General features: G+C 71.7%; 14 protein-coding genes. 11 read left to right on the top strand and 3 right to left on the bottom strand.

The window, feature by feature from the left end:
- Positions 1 to 49: 49 nt before the first annotated feature.
- Both ACYU7L_RS01790 and ACYU7L_RS01785 read right to left on the bottom strand, forming a co-directional pair.
- Positions 50 to 1,546 (bottom strand): catalase, encoded by a 1,497-nt coding sequence (locus ACYU7L_RS01790; protein WP_460793468.1) that lies wholly within the window; start codon positions 1,544 to 1,546, stop codon positions 50 to 52.
- Between the two features lie 48 nt (positions 1,547 to 1,594).
- Positions 1,595 to 2,041 (bottom strand): Fur family transcriptional regulator, encoded by a 447-nt coding sequence (locus ACYU7L_RS01785; protein WP_460793467.1) that lies wholly within the window; start codon positions 2,039 to 2,041, stop codon positions 1,595 to 1,597.
- Between the two features lie 213 nt (positions 2,042 to 2,254).
- Between ACYU7L_RS01785 and ACYU7L_RS01780 the strand changes: the two genes are divergently transcribed.
- From ACYU7L_RS01780 to ACYU7L_RS01760, 5 genes are all read left to right on the top strand, one after another.
- Positions 2,255 to 3,433 (top strand): hypothetical protein, encoded by a 1,179-nt coding sequence (locus tag ACYU7L_RS01780; protein ID WP_460793466.1) that lies wholly within the window; start codon positions 2,255 to 2,257, stop codon positions 3,431 to 3,433.
- A gap of 818 nt (positions 3,434 to 4,251) precedes the next feature.
- Positions 4,252 to 4,677, top strand: a complete 426-nt coding sequence (locus ACYU7L_RS01775) for a hypothetical protein (protein WP_460793465.1) — start codon at positions 4,252 to 4,254, stop codon at positions 4,675 to 4,677.
- A gap of 20 nt (positions 4,678 to 4,697) precedes the next feature.
- Positions 4,698 to 5,294, top strand: a complete 597-nt coding sequence (locus ACYU7L_RS01770; RefSeq protein WP_460793464.1) for a class F sortase — start codon at positions 4,698 to 4,700, stop codon at positions 5,292 to 5,294.
- Positions 5,295 to 5,378: 84 nt separating this feature from the next.
- A complete protein-coding gene (locus ACYU7L_RS01765) occupies positions 5,379 to 6,524 on the top strand; it encodes an LLM class flavin-dependent oxidoreductase (RefSeq protein ID WP_460793463.1) in 1,146 nt (381 codons plus the stop codon).
- Positions 6,521 to 7,141, top strand: a complete 621-nt coding sequence (locus ACYU7L_RS01760) for an FMN reductase (protein ID WP_460793462.1) — start codon at positions 6,521 to 6,523, stop codon at positions 7,139 to 7,141. Before ACYU7L_RS01765 ends, ACYU7L_RS01760 begins: the two co-directional genes overlap by 4 nt.
- A gap of 243 nt (positions 7,142 to 7,384) precedes the next feature.
- On the opposite strand, the gene ACYU7L_RS01755 is transcribed toward ACYU7L_RS01760, so the two are convergent.
- Positions 7,385 to 7,906, bottom strand: coding sequence for a YbhB/YbcL family Raf kinase inhibitor-like protein (locus tag ACYU7L_RS01755; protein ID WP_460793461.1), 522 nt, complete (start codon positions 7,904 to 7,906; stop codon positions 7,385 to 7,387).
- 58 nt (positions 7,907 to 7,964) lie between these two features.
- Here ACYU7L_RS01755 and cobT point away from each other — a divergent pair, with 58 nt between their 5' ends.
- The 6 genes from cobT to ACYU7L_RS01725 all read left to right on the top strand — a co-directional run bounded on the left by cobT (position 7,965) and on the right by ACYU7L_RS01725 (position 14,765).
- Positions 7,965 to 9,029, top strand: a complete 1,065-nt coding sequence (gene cobT / locus ACYU7L_RS01750) for a nicotinate-nucleotide--dimethylbenzimidazole phosphoribosyltransferase (protein ID WP_460793460.1) — start codon at positions 7,965 to 7,967, stop codon at positions 9,027 to 9,029.
- Positions 9,029 to 10,303: a uroporphyrinogen-III C-methyltransferase gene (cobA, locus tag ACYU7L_RS01745; RefSeq protein WP_460793459.1), complete on the top strand. Its 1,275-nt coding sequence runs from the start codon at positions 9,029 to 9,031 to the stop codon at positions 10,301 to 10,303. The genes cobT and cobA overlap by 1 nt, the downstream gene beginning before the upstream one ends.
- On the top strand, positions 10,296 to 11,099 hold the full coding sequence (locus tag ACYU7L_RS01740) for a TrmH family RNA methyltransferase (RefSeq protein ID WP_460793458.1): 804 nt from the start codon (positions 10,296 to 10,298) through the stop codon (positions 11,097 to 11,099). Before cobA ends, ACYU7L_RS01740 begins: the two co-directional genes overlap by 8 nt.
- 58 nt (positions 11,100 to 11,157) lie before the next feature.
- Positions 11,158 to 12,591 (top strand): MFS transporter, encoded by a 1,434-nt coding sequence (locus ACYU7L_RS01735; RefSeq protein ID WP_460793457.1) that lies wholly within the window; start codon positions 11,158 to 11,160, stop codon positions 12,589 to 12,591.
- A gap of 12 nt (positions 12,592 to 12,603) precedes the next feature.
- Complete coding sequence (locus ACYU7L_RS01730) at positions 12,604 to 13,527, top strand: NADP-dependent oxidoreductase (RefSeq protein WP_460793456.1); 924 nt, start codon at positions 12,604 to 12,606, stop codon at positions 13,525 to 13,527.
- Between the two features lie 143 nt (positions 13,528 to 13,670).
- Positions 13,671 to 14,765, top strand: coding sequence for a saccharopine dehydrogenase (locus ACYU7L_RS01725; protein WP_460793455.1), 1,095 nt, complete (start codon positions 13,671 to 13,673; stop codon positions 14,763 to 14,765).
- Positions 14,766 to 14,849 lie beyond the last annotated feature (84 nt).

Here is a 14,849-nt window from a genome sequence, read left to right as displayed (position 1 = left end):
GATGCCCCTCGTGGTCTGCGCCATCAGAGCGGGTGGTGTGCGGGAGGGCTCAGTCCTCGCCCATGCCCGACACTGCGTGGGCGTCGCCGTCGCCGGCGAGCACCTTCTCCTCGATGCGCTTGCCGATCCCGGTGTCGACGCTCTTCCAGTAGTCGAAGGCCCGCTGACGGATGTCGAGACGCTGGACGCCACCGACGGCGCCGGCCACCGTGCTGACGAAGCGCTCGCGCTGCTCGTCGTTGAAGACCTCACGCACCAGCGTGCCGGCCTGACCGAAGTCGTCGTCCTCGGCGTGCAGGCTGTAGGCGCTGCGCACCAGCTCGGCGTCGACGGCCCAGGTCTCCTCGGGCTGCGCGCCGCCGTCGGACCAGCCGCGGTCGTAGGAGTTCGGCGCGTAGACCGGGGCCGCACCGGAGTGCTCGAAGGCCATCTGGCCGTCGAACTGGTAGGTGTTGACGGCAGTCTTGGGGCGGTTGACCGGCAACTGCATGAAGTTGGTGCCGATGCGGTTGCGCTGTGCGTCGTTGTAGGCGAACGAGCGACCCAGGAGCATCTTGTCGGGGGAGAGGCCGACGCCCGGGACCATGTTGCCGGGGGAGAACGCCGCCTGCTCGATCTGGGCGAAGTGGTTCACGGGGTTGCGGTTGAGCGTCATCCGGCCGACCTTGACCAGGGGGTAGTCCGAGTGGGGCCAGATCTTGGTCAGGTCGAAGGGGTTGAAGCGGTAGTTGGCCGCCTCGGCGTAGGGCATGATCTGGACGCTCAGCGTCCAGCTCGGGTAGTCGCCCTCGGCGATCGAGTCGAAGAGGTCGCGGCGGTGGTACTCCGCGTCCGCCCCGGCCATCTCCTGGGCCTCCTCGTCGCTGAAGAACTCCATGCCCTGCTCGGTGTGGAAGTGGTACTTCACGAAGAACTTCTCGCCGGCCTCGTTGACCCACATGTAGGTGTGCGAGCCGTAGCCGTTCATGTGGCGCCAGGTGCGCGGCAGGCCGCGCTCACCCATCAGGTAGGTGACCTGGTGGGCCGACTCGGGGTTGAGGGTCCAGAAGTCCCACTGCATGTCGGCGTCGCGCAGGCCGGAGTCGGGCAGCCGCTTCTGGCTGCGGATGAAGTGGGGGAACTTCATCGGGTCGCGCAGGAAGAACACCGGGGTGTTGTTGCCGACGATGTCGTGGTTGCCCTCGGAGGTGTAGAACTTCAGGGCGAAGCCGCGGACGTCGCGCCAGGTGTCGGGGGAGCCGAGCTCACCGGCGACGGTGGAGAAGCGGATCAGCAGCTCGGTGTTGACACCCTTCTGGAACATCGCGGCCTTGGTGTAGGCGGACATGTCCTCGGTCGTCACGAACTCGCCGAAGGCGCCCGAGCCCTTGGCGTGCGGGCGACGCTCCGGGACGTTCTCCCGGTTGAAGTGCGCCATCTGCTCGAGGAAGTGCACGTCGTGCAGCAGCAGCGGGCCGTTGGTACCGACGGTCAGGGAGTTGCGGTCGCTCGGAGCCGGGGCGCCGAAGGCCGTCGTCGATCCGCCGTGCGGACGGGTGTCACTCATAGGTGTCTCCTTGTTGTTGCCGGTGAGATGGCGATGTCGTGTCAGTCGTCAGCTGCCGGACCGCGCCGCGGTCTGGCAGGAGGAGCAGAGCCCCCAGAAGGTCACCTCGGCCTCGTCGACGATGAAGCCGCGCGAGCCCAGCGGCTCGGGGTCCAGGCACGGGGCGGCGCCGGTGGCGCAGTCGACGTCCGTGACCGCGCCGCAGGAGCGGCAGACCAGGTGGTGGTGGTTGTCGTCGGTCCGCAGCTCGTAGCGAGCCACGGAGCCGGCCGGGTGGAACTTGCGCAGCACACCCTTCTCGGTGAGCGTGTTGAGCACGTCGTAGACCGCCTGGGTCGAGACCTCGGCCTCGCGTCTTACGGCGGTCAGGACAGCGTCGGCCCCGGAGTGAGGGGTCGCGGCGAGGGCGCTGATGACAGCCAGCCGCGGCTTGGTGACGCGGAGCCCGGCCTCCCGCAGCACCGTCTCGGGCGAGGCGATGGGGTGGTGGTGCACGTCGTGAACCCAACCATCTTTTCTGGAATTGGTCAAGATAAGGGCCTGCTTGGGCGGTGACGAACGACACGCCCGGAATCCACCTGTAACTCCGTGTTCACACGGTCGTTGACTCCACCAGATCCACGCGACCGGACATCTCGGGGCCGTCGCAGGACCGCCCATCCGGCGCCAGGAGACCCACCACCCTGGCAGATCAGAGGAGTCTTCGAGATGTCTCGCCAACAGACCGCACGCACCATCGCTCGCGCCACGGCCCTCGCCACCACAGCGGTCCTGGGTCTGGGCGGCCTCAGCGCCCCCGCGTTCGCCGACCCAGGCAAGGGGCGAGGTGAGGGTCGGCCCGCGTCGGCTCCCGGTCAGACGAAGGCGCCGCAGGGGGAGTCCAGCAAGGGACGCCCTGCGAATGCCGGTGAGGAGAAGGGGCAGGGCTCGCAGTCGGCCGCGCCGCCCGCGCACTCGGCGGCCGGAGGCCAGGGCAAGGGGCGGGACCGCGGGCAGGATCAGGAGCAGAGCGCCCCGGCGGGGCAGTCGGGGAAGGCGCCGGTGAAGGAGTCCCCGGTGAAGGGGAAGGGCAATCCCAACGCGGGCTCGCCTCCCGGCAACAACGGCACGGTGAAGATCGCCCCTTATGGGGCGGTCGACTCCATTCCCAACAACTCGCCCCACCCGGGGTGCAGCTTCCAGGTCGAGTGGTACGGCTTCGACGAGGGTGCGGACGTCATCTCGACCGTCTCGTTCGCCATGCAGGCCCCGACCAGTGACGTCTCGCTCAGCGTTGCGGGCGACACCTCCGTCTTCGTTGGTGGGTCGCCCGCGGGCGGGGCGGGCAACGGCGGCCTCGACGGTGTCGAGACCTACGCGCTGTCCTTCGATGGCGAGCCGCACCCGAAGCAGGGCTACCACGTGAAGCTGACGGTCTCCACGCCCCGATCGAACGGCAACGACACCAAGAGCAAGGTGTTCTGGGTGGAGGAGTGCGGTCCCTACGCGTCGGATGTCGACGAGACCCCCAGCGCCGAGACCCCCAGCGTCGAGGGCGATGCTGAAGGGGGCACCTCCGAGGGCGGTGCGTCCGACGGCGGCGCTGTGGGGGTCGGCTCGTCTGAGGGCGGAGCGACCTCGGCTGGGATGACCGGCGGCGGCCAGGCCGCAGGCACGGAGGTGGCCGGCGCGCAGGCGACCGCACCGGACGCCTCCTCCAGCACGGCCGAGGCGTCCGGCGGCCAGGCGCTGGGGAGCGCGAGGGCCACGGCCGCGGTGCCCACCGCCGTGGACGCGGGCCTGTCCGAGCAGACGTGGACGCGCTCCGTGCTGCCGCTCGGTGTCGTCGCCCTCGGAGTAGTGCTGGCTCTGGCGGCGCTGGTCAGGCGCCGGGGAGACCAGGCGTAGGTCTTCCGTCTCGTGTCCACCGGCCCCGGGGTGGGCGGTGGACACGGGGGACCGGATAAGTGAACACTGTTCTGCAAACTCCGATGGGGAATCCTCGTCGGGCTAGACACAGGGGGCGCGACATGTTCGAGAACGCCGGATTCGTGAGGCCCAACCGGCCCAGGGTGCTGGCCGCGGCTGCCGCGATGTCGTTGGCGCTCTGGAGCGTCAGCAGCCTGCCGATGGCTGCTGCAGTGGGTGCTGGCGAGCGGGGTTCGGCGAGCAGCGCCTCCGCGCGCGACGGCGGTCCCGGGCATGGAGAGGGCCACGGTTCCCGTGGTCGTGGACACGGGGGCCGGGGCGGACACGGGTCCGGGGGGTACGGGGCGGGCGGTCACGGGTCGGGCGGTCACGACGGTGGGCGTGGTGGGCGTGGACCCGGTAGTGGTCCCGGGTCGAGCGGCCATGGCTCCAGCGGCCACGGGTCAGGCGGTCATGGGTCAGGCGGACCTGGTGGTCACGGTCCTGGTTCGGGTCGTCCCGGCCCTGGTGGGCCTGTCCCGAGCGCTCCAGGTGGCTCGAGTGGTCCGAGCACTCCAGGTGGCTCAAGCGGCCCGAGTCGCCCAGGTGGGGGCGGCGTGCAGGTGCCGGTCCAAGGCCCCGGCCCGGTCACCGGCGGCGGCGGCAAGCCTGCGCCAAGTCCTGGCGGCGGTAGCGGTGGCGATGGCACTCCGGGGAGCGGAAGCGGCAGTACGCCCGGCAGTGGAGGCGGCAATACCCCTGGTGGTGGCGGCGCTCCCGACAGCGGGAGTGGCGGCGGGCGCCCGGGAGGCACGCCGGTGACCGGCGGGCTCGACGCGGGCCGGCCCGCCAAGGATCTCGTCGTCGGCACCGACGGTGCAGGCGCCAGCGGAGGCGGATCGAGTCAGGGATCCGGGGGAGCCTCGAAGGGGGCCGGGGTGTTCGTCCCCGGCGCCGGCACCACAGGCCCGGTCTCTCCTCTGGGCACGCCCTTCGCGGTCGAGCCGGGTCCCGTGACGTCTCGGACCGGTGAGAGCGTCGACGAGGCAGGCCCCGTGCCGCGCCTCGATGGCGATGTGGTGCTGTCCAGCGGTCCCCCGCTGGCGGCGAAGACCGACCGCCTCTTCCCCTCGCCCGAGACCACTTGGGAGGGGTTGGTCTGGGCAGGTGTCCTGATGTTGCTGGGGTCGGGGGTGGTCGTCGTGGCCTTCGCCCTCCAGCGTCGCGAGACGAGCTGGTCCTGAGAGCCTCCACGCTCCTGCGTGTGGCAGCCCTTGCCCTGGGGTTGCTGCTCGTCGCAGGCGGCTGGGCAGCGTGGGTGTCCCAGGACCCTGCCGCCTCCGACGGGCGCTCCGCCGAGTCTGGCCAGGGTGGCGCAGGCACGACTCCGGCGCCTCCGGCCCCTGTCCTCGCCGGGCCCCGTCGCGGGGAGCCGCGCCGGATCGCGATCCCCAAGCTGAGCGTGGAGGCCCCGGTGGTCGGCGTGGAGGCGCCGCAGGGGACGCTGACGCCACCCAGCGACCCAGGGACGCTCGGCTGGTGGGCCGGTGGCGTACCGCCGGGAGCTGCTCGAGGGAGCGTGGTCCTCGCCGGACACACGGTGAATGGCGGTGACGGGGCGCTGAACGACCTCGAGGAGCTGCGCCAGGGAGACCTGATAGAGGTCCAGACCGCTGCGGGCCGCATAGACTATCGGGTGACCACCGTCCAGACGTTCTCCAAGGGCGCCCTCGCGACGCGCGCGACTCGACTGTTCAGCCAGGAGTCTCCCGGGCGTCTCGTGCTCGTGACGTGCAAGGACTGGGATGGCACGCGCTACCTGAGCAACGTCGTCGTGCTGGCCAGTCCAGGCGACTCATAGCGCGGACAGCTGAGGAATAGGTCGACACAGCCGCGGGTTGAGGCAGATAGTTAGCATTTCAACCACTGGAAGCGGTGAGCAGCGATGCAGTTCGGCATCTTCACGGTCGGTGACGTCACGGCCGATCCCACGACGGGGCGCACGCCGACGGAGCATGAGCGGATCAAGGCGACGGTCGCCATCGCCAAGAAGGCGGAGGAGGTCGGCCTCGACGTCTTCGCGACCGGGCAGCACCACAACCCGCCGTTCATCCCCTCGGCGCCCACCACGACGCTGGCTTACATCGCGGCGCAGACGGAGCGGATCATCCTCTCCACGTCGACGACGTTGATCACGACGACCGATCCCGTCCGGATCGCCGAGGACTACGCAACCCTGCAGCACCTGGCCGACGGCCGGATGGACCTGATGATGGGCCGTGGCAACACCGGCCCCGTGTACCCGTGGTTCGGCAAGGACATCCGTCAGGGCGTCGCGCTCGCGGTGGAGAACTACGCGCTGCTGCACCGTCTCTGGCGCGAGGACGTCGTGGACTGGGAGGGTCGCTTCCGCACGCCGCTGCAGGGCTTCACCTCCACGCCCCGCCCGCTCGACGGCGTACCCCCCTTCGTGTGGCACGGCTCGATCCGCACCCCCGAGATCGCCGAGCAGGCGGCGTACTACGGCGACGGCTTCTTCTCCAACCACATCTTCTGGCCGGCGGCGCATACCAAGCAGATGGTCGACCTCTACCGCCGTCGCTTCGAGCACTACGGTCACGGCAGCGCCGACCAGGCGATCGTCGGACTCGGCGGTCAGGTCTTCATGCGCAAGAACAGCCAGGACGCGGTGCGCGAGTTCCGTCCCTACTTCGACAACGCTCCGGTCTACGGACACGGCCCCTCGCTGGAGGACTTCACCTCGCAGACTCCGCTCACGGTCGGGTCGCCGCAGGAGGTCATCGAGAAGACGCTCGGCTTCCGCGGCTACGTCGGCGACTACCAGCGCCAGCTGTTCTTGATGGACCACGCGGGACTGCCGCTCAAGACGGTGCTCGAGCAGCTCGACCTGCTCGGCGAGGAGGTCGTCCCCGTCCTGCGCAAGGAGTTCGCCGCGCTGCGTCCGGCGCACGTACCGGAGGCGCCGACCCACGCCAGCCTCGTCGCTCGGGCGGGAGGCGCGCACGACGCCACCGTGCACGCGGCTGCCGATGACGTCACGGGCCGCTCGCCGCAGGAGCAGAGCGCATGAGCCGCCACATCGTCGTCGTCACGGCGGGTCTGAGCGTCCCGTCGTCGACGCGTCTGCTGGCCGACCAATTGACCGATGCGACCGTGGCTGCCCTCGACGAGCGCGGCACCGACGTCACGGTCGAGGTGGTGGAGCTGCGCGAGCTGGCCCACGCCCTCGCCGACAACCTGTTGACCCACTTCCCCTCGGGTGCGCTCGCCGAGGCTGTCGAGCAGGTACGGCGCGCAGATGCGCTGATCGCGGTCACGCCGGTCTTCTCCGCGTCCTACAGCGGGCTCTTCAAGACGTTCTTCGACGTCCTGGAGCCGGAGCTGCTGCGCGGGGTGCCGGTGCTCATGGGCGCCACGGCGGGAACCGCGCGCCACTCGCTCGTGCTGGAGCACGCGCTGCGTCCGCTGTTCGCCTACCTCGGCGCGGTCGTCGTACCCACCGGCGTCTTCGCGGCCAGCGAGGACTTCGGCAGCACCGACGAGGGCCACCTCGCCGGCCGCGTCCGACGTGCCGCCGGTGAGCTGGCTGACCAGATCGTGGGCGTCCGCACCCGCGGGCCCCAAACGTCAGAGCAGGACGCCTTCGCCGACGTCGTCCCCTTCGAGCAGCTCCTGAACCGCCGCTGACCGCGACCCGTCACTGCCTCGACCAGACACGCCGATCTGGCCGGAGTCAGTGACGGGTCGGCTGAGGGAGCCTCGAGGTCAGGGGGCCTAGCCCGGCGATACGGCGGTGACCCTCCGCAACCCGGCCTGGAAGCTTCCAGTCGGCGCACGCGCGTGTCGACCCGTCACTCGCGCGGATGAGTACGGCGTGTCTGGTCGAGCGAGTGACGGGTCGCGGTGGTGTGGGGCTGGGCTGGGGTGGAGTCAGTGCTGGTAGGTGCCGTGCAGGATAGCGCGGCCCAGGGTCTTGAAGGCCAGGTTGAAGGAGACCACGGCGGGGGAGACGTCGGGGGTGACGCCGAGCGACTGCTCGCCGACCGCGTGGACGACGAAGAAGTAGCGGTGCGGCTGGTCGTTGGGCGGGGGAGCGGCCCCCATGAAGCCCGCGTCGCCGCCGTCGTTGCGCACGTGGAAGGCGCCCTCGGGGAGCTCACCGGCCGCGGCGCCGGTGTCGAGGGAGGTCACGTCGGCCGGGAGATCCACGAGCACCCAGTGCCAGAAGCCGCTCGGCGTGGGGGCGTCGGGGTCGAAGCAGGTGACCACGTAGGACCGCGTGCCGGCGGGAGCTCCCTCCCAGCTCAGCTGGGGCGAGGTGTTGCCCTTGTCGGCCACCTGGTCGTCCTTGAGCGGCTGGCCGTCGGTGACGTCTGTGCTGGTCACCGTGAACGACGCGGTCGCAGGAAGCAGATCGTAGGGGTTCGGGGAGACAGGACGCTCGATGCTCATGCTGCGACGTTAGTGGACGGGTGGCGAGGTGCCGAGGGCTCTCGGGGAGAATGTCCGGGTGACCAGCCACCTCATCTCGCAGTCGATCGCCCGGATCAAGCCACCCTATGCCTCCGCCATCGCGCAGGCGCAGGAGCGCCAGGCGCAGCTGACCAAGCCGGCGGGTGCTCTCGGGGTGCTGGAGGACGTCTCGGTGAAGCTGGCCGGGATCAGCCGCTGCTGCCCGCCACCGGTCCCGTCGAAGCCCGCGGTGGCGGTCTTCGCCGGTGACCACGGCGTCCTGGCCCAGGGGGTCTCGCCCTGGCCGCAGGAGGTCACCCTCGGCATGGTGGAGAACTTCCGCGCCGGTGGCGCGGCGGTCAACGTGCTGGCCCGCAGCGTCGGCGCCGAGGTCGTCGTCGTCGACGTCGGCGTCGCCGGTGAGGTCACCGCCGACGACACCGTGCTGGTGCGCAAGGTCCGGCCGGGGACCGCCGACCTGGCGGTCGGACCCGCGATGACGCGCGCCGAGGCCGAGCAGGCGGTGCAGACGGGCATCGAGATCGCCCAGCGGCTCGTCGACGCCGGCCACGACCTGCTGATCACCGGCGACATGGGGATCGGCAACACGACGCCCTCCGCCTGCCTGGTCGCCGCGCTCGGCGGCGTCGACGCGGCCACCGCCACCGGCCGTGGCACCGGCATCGACGACGCCACGCTCGCTCTCAAGACCCGTGTGGTGGAGGCGGCGGTCGCGCGGCTGAGCCCCGGCGCCGACCCCCTCGACGTGCTGGCGGAGGTCGGCGGCCTCGAGCACGCCGCGCTCGCCGGCTTCGTGCTCGGGGGGGCCGCTGCCGGGGTGCCGGTGATCCTGGACGGGATCATCGCCGGCTCGGCGGCCCTCGTCGCACAGGCGATGGCGCCCCACGTGACGGCCTACTGCTTCGCCGGCCATCGCTCGCTCGAGTCAGGGCACTCCGCGGCACTGGCGGCCCTGGGGCTGCGGCCGCTGGTCGACCTGGACCTGCGCCTCGGCGAGGGAAGCGGTGCGGTGCTGGCGTTCCCGCTGGTGCGCGCGGCCGCCCTGATCCTCGACGAGATGGCGACCTTCGACTCCGCGGGTGTGGCCCGCAAGGAGGAATGATGGAGCCCCGCCACCCGGCTCCCGACCTCGACGACCACCCGCCGTACCCGGCCGGACTGCGGCTCAGCGGCCGCCGCGTGGTCGTGGTCGGCGGCGGCCACGTCGCCCAGCGCCGCGTGCCCGCGCTGATCGCTGCGGGTGCGGACGTCGTGCTGGTGTCCCCCGAGGTCACCCCCGCCCTGGAGGGGCTCGGCCCGGAGATCACCTGGCACCAGCGCCGCTTCGAGGCCGCCGACCTCGACGAGAGCTGGTACGTCATCGCCGCCACCGACGCTCCCGACGTCAATGCTGCGGTGGCGGCGTCGGCCGAGGAGCGGCGGATCTTCTGTGTTCGCGCCGACGACGCCCGCGCGGCCACCGCCTGGACGCCCGCGGTCGGCCGCCACGGCGGGATGACCGTCGCCGTGCTGGGCAACCGCGAGCCGCGCAGGTCCTCGAGCGTGCGTGACGAGATCATGGCCGCGCTCGGCGACGGCCGGATCACCGCGCGGGACGCCCAGGACCGTACGGCGGGAGTCGTGCTGGTCGGTGGCGGCCCGGGCGACCCCGAGCTCGTGACCGTGGCGGCCCGTCACGCACTGGCCTCCGCCGACGTCGTCGTCGCCGACCGGCTGGCCCCACGTGAGCTGCTCGACGAGCTCTCCCCGGAGGTGGAGCTGATCGACGTGGCCAAGCTGCCGCGCGGACGCTCGGCAGCCCAGGAGGAGATCAACCGGGTCATCGTCGACCGGGCGCTGGCGGGCAAGCGGGTCGTGCGCTTCAAGGGCGGCGACAACTTCGTGTTCGGTCGCGGCTATGAGGAGATCATCGCCTGCGAGGCCGCCGGCGTGCCGGTGAGCGTGATCCCCGGGCTGTCGTCCGCGATCTCGGTGCCCGCCCGTGCGGGGATCCCGGTCACCCACCGCGGTGTCACCCACGAGTTCACGGTGATCTCGGGCCATCTCCCACCTGGTCACGACGAGTCGCTCGTCGACTGGTCGGCCGTGGCCCGGATGCGCGGCACCCTGGTGCTGCTGATGGCCGTGCAGAACGCCCCGGTCATCGCCGCCACCCTCGTCGAGGGCGGACGGGACCCGCAGACCCCGGTCGCGGTGATCATGGAGGGCACGATGCCCGAGGAGCGCACGGTGCTCTCCACCCTGGCCGAGCTCGCCGACGACATCGTCGCCCAGCGGGTGCGACCGCCCGCGATCATCGTGGTGGGCGACGTGGTCGCCGTCGCGCGCCCCCAGCGCTATCCCGACCGCCAGCCGGGACTCGTGCCCCGTGGCTGAGCTCGTCACCATCACGGACGCCGAGGACCCACGCCTGGCCGACTATCGCGACCTGCGCGACGTCTCGCTGCGCAAGCACCTCGAGGCCGAGCACGGACTCTTCCTCGCCGAGGGTGAGAAGGTCGTCCGCCGTGCCGTCGAGGGCGGCTTCGCACCGCGCTCGTTCCTGATGGCCGAGCGGTGGCTCGAGGGGCTCGCCGACGTCCTCGCGACCACCGACGCCCCGTGCTACGTGCTGTCCGAGGCGATGGCCGAGCAGGTCACCGGCTTCCACGTGCACCGCGGCGCGCTGGCCTCCCTCGAGCGCCGGCCGCTGCCGAGCCTCGACGAGGTGCTCGAGGGAGCCCGCTCGGTGCTGGTGCTCGAGGACATCGTCGACCACACCAACGTCGGCGCCATCATCCGGTCCGGGGCGGCGCTGGGCTTCGACGCCGTCCTGCTGTCCCCGCGCTGCGCGGACCCGCTCTACCGGCGCGCGATCAAGGTGGCGATGGGCGCGGTGTTCACCGTGCCCTGGACCCGCCTCGACGACTGGTACGACGCGCTGCCGCGGCTCGCGTCGTACGGCTTCACGACGGTGGCGCTCACCCTGGCCGAGGACGCGACCGAGATCGAGGAGGCCGTGAAGGGCGTCGACAAGGTGGCGCTGGTGCTCGGCTCGGAGGGGCCCGGCCTCTCGTCCCGGTGGGAGCAGACGGCCGACCGACGGGCGATCATCCCGATGCGCGAGGGCATCGACTCCCTCAACGTGGCCGCCGCCACGGCCGTCGCCTGCTACGTCACCGCACGACGCTGAGCACCCTGACCGATACCTGCTTGACCAGGACCGCGGGTGAGGTCCTAGGTTCCGTCCCGTGACCCGCTCCGCTGCCCGAACGCCTCGACCACCGGGCCCCCTCGCCCCGCCGTACCGCGCGCTGACCGTGGGGATGGTGGTGCTGATCGTCCTCAACGCCTTCGAGGCGCTCGCGGTGACCACCGCGATGCCCACGATCAGCGACGAGCTGGACGGGCTGCGGCTCTATGCGCTCGCGTTCGCCGGCCCGATGGCGACCGGTGTGCTCGCGATGGTGGTCGTGGGCTCGTGGTGCGACCGCAGCGGCCCGCGGACGCCGCTGCTCGCCACGGTGGTGCTGTTCACGGTGGGACTTGTGATCGCGGGGATCGCCCAGACCATGGGTGTGCTCGTGGTGGGGCGGGTCGTGCAGGGGTTCGGGGCGGGCATGGTGGTGGCGCTCTACGTGGTCGTCGCCCGGATCTACCCCGCCGAGCTGCACCCGCGCGTCTTCGCGGCCTTCGCCGCCGCGTGGGTGGTGCCGTCGCTGGTCGGCCCCCTGGCTGCCGGCCTGGTCACCGAGCACCTGGGCTGGCGCTGGGTCTTCCTCGGCGTCGGCGCCCTGATCCTGCCCACCGTGCTGTTGCTGCGCGCCGGCCTGGCCGACCCACGGCTCGCGCAGGGAGCAGGCGCCGCCGCCCCCTGGAGCGGTCGGCGCATCGGCGCCGGTGTCGTCGCGGGTGCCGCAGTTCTGGTGCTGCACGTCGGCTCGGGCGAGGGAGCCACCCACTCCTGGCAGCTGGTCGTGACCACGGTGGCCGTCACCGTGGTGGCGCTGCCGCTGGCGCTGCGCCGACTGGTGCCCTCGGGGACCCTCCAGGTGGCGCGCGGGCTGCCCGCGGTCGTGGCGATGCGCGGGCTGCTGGGGGCCAGCTACTTCACGGCCGAGGTCTACCTGCCGCTGGTGCTCACCGAGCGCTACGACCTGGCGCCCAGCGTCGCGGGACTGGTGCTCACCACTGGGGCGCTCACCTGGTCGGGCGCCTCGTGGCTGCAGTCCCGCCTCGGGAACGGCGCCCGGGAGGCACTCGTGCTGCGGCTCGGTCCGGCCCTGATCGGGGCGGGTGTCCTGGCGGCCCTGGTCGTGGTCGTCCTCGACCTGCACCCTGCGCTGGCGATCGTCACCTGGACCCTCGCCGGTGCCGGCATGGGGCTGTCCTACCCGCGGCTGTCGGTCCTGCTGCTGCGCTACTCCCAAGGACCCGAGCAGGGCACGAACTCCTCTGCCGGCCAGATCATGGAGTACGTCGCGATCGCGGTCGCGCTCGCCGCGGCCGGTGCGCTCTTCGCCACGCTCGTCGACGACCGCGCCACCGCGGCGTACGCCGTGCCGTTCGTGCTGGCGCTGGTCTTCGCGGCAGGCGCGGTGATGACCGCGGGGCGCGCCATCACGCGTGACACGCCCGACTCGCGGGTACGGCGCGAGGGGGCCGGCACCGTGCCGACCCCGTGAACGGAGGCTGACGTGCGAGCAGTGGTCTATGAGCAGTTCGGGGACGCATCCGTGCTGGAGGTCCGGGAGGTCGACGACCCGCCCGTCGGACCCGACACCGTCCTGGTGCGCACTCGGGCGACGAGCGTGAACCCCGTCGACTGGAAGATCCGCGCCGGCTACCTGCAGGGCGCCTATCCCCACCACCTCCCGATCATCACCGGCTGGGACGTCGCCGGTGTGGTGGAGGCAGTAGGTCCTGCCGTCGTCACCGGTGTCGAGGTGGGCGACGAGGTCTGGGGCTACGTCCGGCGCGACGACGTGAAGTTCGGCACCGCGGCCGAGCTGGTGCCCGCACCACAGCGCACGGTCGCCCGCAAGCCGGCCGGACTGTCGTTCGAGGAGGCCGGGGCGGTGCCGCTGACAGGGCTGACCGCGTGGCAGTGCGTCGACGAGGCGCTGCAGGTGCGCTCCGGCGAGCGGGTGCTGGTGCATGCCGCGGCGGGTGGCGTCGGTCAGTTCGCCGTCCAGATCGCACTGGCCCGAGGTGCAGAGGTGGTCGGCACAGCCAGTGCGCGCAACCACGACTTCCTCCGCGAGCTGGGCGTCAGCGAGGTCCTCGACTATGGCCAGGGACCGATCAGCGAGCAGCTCAGCGCTCCCGTGGACGCCGTGGTCGACCTGATCGGAGGGGACGCCCTCGAGGACGCGCCGCGCCAGGTCAAGGACACCACCCGGATCGCCTCGGTCGTGGACGGGGAGACGGTGCTGCGGCTGGGCGGGCGATATGTGTTCGTGCGTCCGGAGATCGCGCACCTCGACGCCCTGCGCGACCTGGTGGACGCCGGGTCGCTGCGGGTCGATGTCGCCGAGACGTTCCCCCTGGAGCGGCTGGCCGACGCCCACCGGCTCTCCGAGGAGGGCCACACGCGCGGCAAGATCGTCGTGACCGTCTGAGGATCCCCCATGTAACGCGGGGTTATCCGGACCACCCCAGCGCCATTTCGCTGTGGTAGGTCGGATAACCCCGCGTTACATGCGGTGTGCGGCGCGCGCCGGCCCCCGCGCGCGGCTCGGCGCGTGGGTGGCATCCTTGCCGCATGCTGCCTGTCCATGTCTGGATCCGCGCCGAGTCGCGCGCCACCGAGCGGCGTGCGCCGGTCGTGCCCGCCGATGTCCCGCGCCTGCGGAAGGCCGGGTTCGAGGTGACCGTGGAGGACTCGTCCCAGCGTGCCTTCGCCACGGAGGAGTACGCCGCGGCCGGGGCGTCCGTCGTGGACGCCGGCAGCTGGACGGACGCGCCGGACGACGCCTACGTCGTCGGGATCAAGGAGCTTCCCGAGGAGCCCACCTCGTTGCGCCACCGGCACATCTACTTCGCGCACGCGTTCAAGGGTCAGGAGGACGCGCGGAGCACCCTGGAGCGGTTCCGCCGCGGCGGGGGCCGCCTCCTCGACATCGAGTACCTCACCGACCCGGACGGCAGGCGGGTGGTCGCGTTCGGCTTCTGGGCCGGCTACATGGGCGCCGCCCTGGGCGTGCTGCACCTGGCCGGCAGGCTGAGCGCACCGCTCGCCCCGATGGCCAAGCACGAGCTCGACGCGGACCTGGAGCAGGCCGGGAAGGCAGGCGCCGACCAGCTGCTGGCGCTGGTCACCGGGGCGCGGGGGAGGTCGGGCCGAGGAGCGCAGCAGGCTCTGAGGACCGCCGGCGTGCCGACCACGGCGTGGGACCGTCAGGAGACGCGAGACCTGCACAAGCAGGCGCTCCTCGGCCATGACCTATTGGTGAACTGCGTCGTCACGCACACCCCGACGACTCCGTTCGTGGAGCAGGCGGACCTGGGGCACGAGCGGCGGCTGAGGGTCCTCGCCGACGTGACCTGCGACGTCACCGGCCCCACCAACATGCTCCCGGTGAACGCCGAGATCACCACCTGGCAGGCGCCGGTCCGGCGACTGCACAGTGGCAGCACGGCGCACGGGATCCCACCGCTCGAGGTGATCGCCATCGACAACCTGCCGTCCCTGCTGCCGCGGGAGGCCAGCGAGGGGTTCAGCGCCGACCTCACCCCGCACCTGCTCGGGCTGGCGGAGGACGGCGGACCCTCAGGTCCATGGCGGGCGGCGGGCCGCGCCTTCGACGAGGCGGTCGGGAGGCTCGAGGCGTCGGAGGGCTCCCCGATCGCGACGTGATCGCATGTCGTGGACCGACGCCACTTCGGCTGGCACCTGCTGAACGGCGTGGTGGTCGCGACGATGATCATCGTGTTCATCGGC

The organism is Nocardioides pacificus, from assembly GCF_054775955.1.
This window is presented reverse-complemented; position numbering and strand designations above follow the sequence as displayed.

Coding starts and splice junctions, on each gene's coding strand:
- ACYU7L_RS01790 (WP_460793468.1), bottom strand. CDS start 1,546: ATGAGTGACACCCGTCCGCACGGCGGATCGACGACGGCCTTCGGCGCC.
- ACYU7L_RS01755 (WP_460793461.1), bottom strand. CDS start 7,906: ATGAGCATCGAGCGTCCTGTCTCCCCGAACCCCTACGATCTGCTTCCT.
- ACYU7L_RS01760 (WP_460793462.1), top strand. CDS start 6,521: ATGAGCCGCCACATCGTCGTCGTCACGGCGGGTCTGAGCGTCCCGTCG.
- ACYU7L_RS01765 (WP_460793463.1), top strand. CDS start 5,379: ATGCAGTTCGGCATCTTCACGGTCGGTGACGTCACGGCCGATCCCACG.
- cobA (WP_460793459.1), top strand. CDS start 9,029: ATGGAGCCCCGCCACCCGGCTCCCGACCTCGACGACCACCCGCCGTAC.
- ACYU7L_RS01780 (WP_460793466.1), top strand. CDS start 2,255: ATGTCTCGCCAACAGACCGCACGCACCATCGCTCGCGCCACGGCCCTC.
- ACYU7L_RS01725 (WP_460793455.1), top strand. CDS start 13,671: ATGCTGCCTGTCCATGTCTGGATCCGCGCCGAGTCGCGCGCCACCGAG.